6 protein-coding genes and 1 pseudogene are annotated in these 4,809 nt (G+C 64.9%); 5 read left to right on the plus strand and 2 right to left on the minus strand.

Features of this window, described 5'->3' with window-relative positions; genetic code table 11:
* The 3 genes from rfaE2 to EN738_RS31010 all read left to right on the plus strand — a co-directional run.
* Window positions 1-705, plus strand: a 705-nt coding sequence (gene rfaE2 / locus EN738_RS31000; protein WP_127286928.1) for a D-glycero-beta-D-manno-heptose 1-phosphate adenylyltransferase, incomplete at its 5' end; no start/stop codon positions are given.
* A 7-nt stretch (window positions 706-712) separates the two neighbouring features.
* On the plus strand, window positions 713-1,285 hold the full coding sequence (locus tag EN738_RS31005; protein WP_127286929.1) for an SIS domain-containing protein: 573 nt from the start codon (window positions 713-715) through the stop codon (window positions 1,283-1,285).
* Entirely contained in the window at window positions 1,278-1,928 is a 651-nt protein-coding gene (locus EN738_RS31010) for an HAD-IIIA family hydrolase (protein WP_127286930.1), read from the plus strand. Before EN738_RS31005 ends, EN738_RS31010 begins: the two co-directional genes overlap by 8 nt.
* Here EN738_RS31010 and EN738_RS31015 read toward each other — a convergent pair.
* On the minus strand, window positions 1,925-2,407 hold the full coding sequence (locus EN738_RS31015) for an Lrp/AsnC family transcriptional regulator (protein ID WP_127286931.1): 483 nt from the start codon (window positions 2,405-2,407) through the stop codon (window positions 1,925-1,927). The two genes, EN738_RS31010 and EN738_RS31015, sit on opposite strands and share 4 nt — an antisense overlap.
* Before the next feature lie 245 nt (window positions 2,408-2,652).
* Between EN738_RS31015 and trxB the strand changes: the two genes are divergently transcribed.
* Window positions 2,653-3,627, plus strand: coding sequence for a thioredoxin-disulfide reductase (gene trxB, locus EN738_RS31020; protein WP_127286932.1), 975 nt, complete (start codon window positions 2,653-2,655; stop codon window positions 3,625-3,627).
* Window positions 3,628-3,701: 74 nt separating this feature from the next.
* Window positions 3,702-4,598, plus strand: a complete 897-nt coding sequence (locus EN738_RS31025; protein ID WP_127286933.1) for a LysR family transcriptional regulator — start codon at window positions 3,702-3,704, stop codon at window positions 4,596-4,598.
* A 55-nt stretch (window positions 4,599-4,653) separates the two neighbouring features.
* Here the strand turns inward: EN738_RS31025 and EN738_RS36570 are convergent.
* Window positions 4,654-4,809, minus strand: a pseudogene (locus EN738_RS36570) (isoprenylcysteine carboxyl methyltransferase); the annotation flags it as partial.

The raw sequence follows: 4,809 nt of genomic DNA on the forward strand, positions 1-4,809 counted from the left end.
GATGCCCGCCACATCGCCACGCAGGCGAGGGAAGTGTTCGACGTCTCCGGCGCCGGCGACACCGTCATCGCCACCTTCGCGCTCGCGCTTGCGGCGGGCGCCGACCGTGTGCAGGCCGGCTCCATCGCCAATGCCGCAGGCGGCGTGGTGGTCGGCAAGCGCGGTACGGCGCGGCTGACGGTCGAGGAACTGACCGGCGCGCTGTTCCGCTCGCACGGGCCGGTCACCCACAAGGACGCTATTCTCGATGCCAGCGCGGCAGCCAGGATGGTGACCGCCTGGAAGGAGGAGGGGCTGACCGTCGGCTTCACCAATGGCTGCTTCGACATCCTGCATGCCGGCCATGTCAGCCTGCTGCACGCGGCGCGCAGCCAGTGCGACCGGTTGGTGCTCGGCCTCAACAGCGATGCTTCGGTGCGCCGGCTGAAGGGTTCGGGACGTCCGGTCAACGACCAGCACGACCGCGCCTGCGTGCTGGCGGCCCTGGCCTCGGTCGACGCTGTCGTCGTCTTCGAGGAAGACACGCCGCTGGCGCTGATCGAAGCCTTGCTGCCCGACATACTGGTCAAGGGCGCCGACTATACGATCGACAAGGTGGTGGGCGCCGACGTGGTGCAGAAGGCGGGCGGCCGCGTGGTGCTGGTCGACCTCGTCGCCGGCAAGAGCACGACCGGGACCATCGGCAGGATGCGCGCTACCAATTGAGGGTTTCATGTCCGCACTGAACGACTATCTGGTCCGCTCGGCGGCCGCGCTTACGGCGACGGTCGAACGCGACCTTACGGCCGAGATGGAACGCGCCGTGAGCACGGTCGTCACCGCACTGTCGCAAGGCAAGGCGCTGCTGATCTGCGGCAATGGCGGCTCGGCTAGCGACGCCATCCATATCGCCGGCGAGCTGGTCGGCCGCTTCCTCAAGGAGCGCAAGGCCTACAATGTCATCGCGCTGCCGGCCAATGCTGCGGTGCTGACCGCCTGGGGCAACGACTATGGCTTCGACACGGTGTTCTCGCGCCAGGTCGAGGCGCATGGCTCGGAAGGCGCGGTGTTGCTCGCCATCTCGACCAGCGGCAATTCGCCCAGCATCCTGGCCGCCGCCGAACAGGCTCGCATGATGGGCATGACGGTGATCAGCCTGACCGGCGACACCGGCGGCAAGCTCAAGCCGCTCACCGATATCCTGCTCAACGTGCCGTCGACCTCGACGCCGATCATCCAGCAGGGGCATCTCTGCCTGTACCACTATCTGTGCGAGGCGGTCGAAGCGCGTCTCAGCAATGGCTGAGGGCAGTGCAACCGGTCCGTTGGTCGAGCCAGGCCTGTGGATCGAGCGGATCGGAAGCCGAACCTTTCCAACCGGACTGCCGGCGCTGTTCCTCGACCGCGACGGCACCATCAATGTCGACACCAGCTATCCGAGCGATCCTGCCGATATCGTGCTGCGGCCGGAAATGCTGCCCGTCATCAGAACTGCCAATGTAGTTGGGCTTCCGGCGATCATCGTCTCCAACCAATCGGGCATAGCGCGCGGCTATTTCGGCTGGCCGGATTTTGCGGCGGTCAACGGCAGGGTCCTGCAGCTTCTGAAAGCGGAGAAATGCCAGATCGATCTTGTGCTCGCCTGTGGGTACCATTCGAGCGGCACAGGCGTTCTGGCGGTAGGCGACCATCCGACGCGCAAGCCCAATCCTGGCATGCTGCTGCGTGCGCGCGATCTGTTGGACTTGGATTTGGGGCGGTCGATCATTGTTGGCGACAAGGCCGACGATATGGAAGCCGGCCGACGCGCCGGGCTTCGTGATGGTTGGCACGTTGGGAGCAGGTCCAACCGAAAATCCGGCGACGCCGCCTTCGTCACGCATAAGCTAATAACTGGCAACGACCATCGAAGGCTTTGCGATCTTATCGCAGGGCTCGGCAGAGCTTAGGATTTCATCTCGAACGCCACCAGGCCTTCGTCCTTGACGCGGCGAATGGTCAGCGCAGTGCGCACCGTGTCGACATTCGGCGCCGAGGCCAGTTCCTCGATGACGAAGGTCTGGAAGGTGCCGAGGTCGCTCGCCACGCAGTGCAGCAGGAAGTCGGACTCGCCCGAGACCATCCAGGCGTCGCGCACGATCGGCCAGCCGCGCGTGCGCTCGGCGAAAGTCTTCAGCTCGGCGTCAGCCTGGTGATGCAGGCCGATGAGGCAGAAGGCAACGACGTCCATGCCGAGCGCCGGCGCGTTGAGCAGGGCGCGGTAGCCGCGGATGATGCCGGCCTCCTCCAGCCGTCGGACACGGCGCAGGCAGGGCGGCGCCGAAATGCCGACCCGGTTGGACAGTTCGACATTGGTCATGCGTCCGTCTTCCTGCAGCTCGCGCAGGATCTTCCAGTCGATGGCGTCGAGATCGGCTTTGAGCGGCATGGTCGGCTTTCGTGCGCGCAAGAATCTTTCGTGATTTTGTAATTAGACTTTCCGATGCATGCCATCCCTCCGTCCGATGATTTTTGAACGGAGGCTGAGAGATATTGGCGGCTATGCCGCAGCAGCTTTCCGGGGACGACTGCCAACCCGCCTTGCTGGCGGCGCGGGCAGCACTTACATTACGGGCGAATTTGGGCGGGATTTCCTTAATCAAGATCCTTGGCTGCCCCCAGCAGAGAGCTTTCATGACCACCAAGCACGCGCCAGTCCTCATCATTGGCTCCGGCCCAGCCGGCTACACGGCGGCGATCTATGCCGCCCGCGCCATGCTGAAACCCATGTTGGTCGCCGGCCTGCAGCAGGGCGGCCAACTGATGATCACCACGGATGTCGAAAACTATCCGGGCTTTGCCGATCCGATCCAGGGTCCGTGGCTGATGGAGCAGATGCTGAAGCAGGCCGAGCATGTCGGCACCGACATCGTCAACGACATTATCACCGAGGTCGACCTCAACGTGCGGCCGTTCCGCGCCAAGGGCGATTCCGGCACCACCTACACCGCCGATGCGCTGATCATCGCCACCGGCGCGCAGGCGAAATGGCTGGGCATTCCCTCCGAGCAGACCTTCATGGGATTTGGCGTCTCGGCTTGCGCCACCTGCGACGGCTTCTTCTATCGCGGCAAGGATGTCGCGGTGGTCGGCGGCGGCAATTCGGCGGTCGAGGAAGCGCTTTACCTCTCCAACCTCGCCAAGAGCGTCACCGTCATTCACCGGCGCGGCGACTTCCGCGCCGAGCGCATCCTGCGCGAGCGGCTGCTCAAGAAGGAGAACGTGCGCATCATCTGGGACACGGTCGTCGACGAGATCACCGGCCAGCCCGGCAAGGCGCCGCTGCCGCCTTCGGTGGAAGGGCTGGCGCTGCGCAACGTGGCGACCGGCGAGGTGACGCGGCTCAAGGTCGACGGCGTGTTCGTGGCGATCGGCCACGCGCCGGCGGTCGAGCTGTTCGTCGGCAAGCTGAAGCAGAAGCCGAACGGCTATTTGTGGACGGCGCCGGATTCGACCCGCACCGACGTGCCCGGCGTGTTCGCCGCCGGCGACGTCACCGACGACGTCTACCGGCAGGCGGTGACGGCAGCCGGGCTCGGCTGCATGGCCGCGCTTGAGGCGGAAAAATATCTCGCCGGGATCGAGGTGCATCGCGAGGCAGCGGAATAACGAAACGGCTGAGAGAAGCCGTTTAAAAGCCTGATTTTTCATTCAGACGCCAGAAAACGATAAGAGGGGAAATCATGGCGCTGGACTGGGACAAGCTACGCGTGTTTCACGCTGCGGCGGAGGCTGGGTCGTTCACCCACGCCGCCGAGACGCTGCATCTGTCGCAGTCGGCGATCTCGCGGCAGGTCAGCGCGCTGGAGCATGATGTCGGCGTGGCGCTGTTCCATCGCCACGCGCGCGGCCTGGTGCTGACCGAACAGGGCGAGATGCTGTTCCGCACGGCGCATGACGTGCTGATGAAGCTGGAGACGATCAAGTCGCGGCTGGCCGAGGCCAAGGACCGGCCGTCCGGCGTGCTCAGGGTGACGACCACGGTGGGGCTGGGCGCCGGCTGGCTGACCGAACGCGTGCAGGAATTCATCGAGCTCTATCCCGAGATCAGCCTGCAGCTGATCCTCGCCAATGAGGAGCTCGACCTCACCATGCGGCAAGCCGACTGCGCCATCCGGCTGCGCCAGCCGCAGCAGCCGGACCTCATCCAGCGCCGCCTGTTTACGGTGCATTTCCATCTCTACGCGGCGCCCTCCTATATCGCCAAGTTCGGCAAGCCGGCCTCGATCGCCGAGCTCAGGAACCACCGCATCGTCACCTTCGGCGTGCCGGTGCCCTCGCATCTGTCGGAGCTGAACTGGCTGGAGACGGTCGGCGATTTCGAGAACGGGCAAAGAGTGCCGACGCTGCAGATCAACGACATCCTGTCGATCAAGCGCGCGGTGCAGGGCGGCGCCGGCATCGCCATGCTGCCCGACTACGTGATCAACAAGGATTCGGGCCTGATCCAGCTGCTGCCGGAGACGGAAGTGCCGTCCTTCGACACCTATTTCGCTTATCCGGACGCGATGAAGAACCAGGCCAAGCTGCACGTGTTCCGCGATTTCATCATCGCCAAGGCGCGCAGCTGGTCCTTCTAAGGGCGCATCAAAATCTTGCTGAGGCCGGCCTGACCTGAACCTCCGGTTTGTCGGGTCACCCTCGCCACGGCGTCAGCCGCGGCAGCCAGCCGGGGACGGCGCGGCGGTAGGCCTCGTATTCGGCGCCGTATCGGCAGGCAAGCGTCGGTTCCTCGTAGAGCCTGACGAACGAGGCCATGGCCGCGCCGACGATGGCGCCGTAGACGACGAG

Origin of the sequence: Mesorhizobium sp. M4B.F.Ca.ET.017.02.2.1 (genome assembly GCF_003998955.1) — a bacterium.
GTDB lineage: Bacteria > Pseudomonadota > Alphaproteobacteria > Rhizobiales > Rhizobiaceae > Mesorhizobium > Mesorhizobium abyssinicae.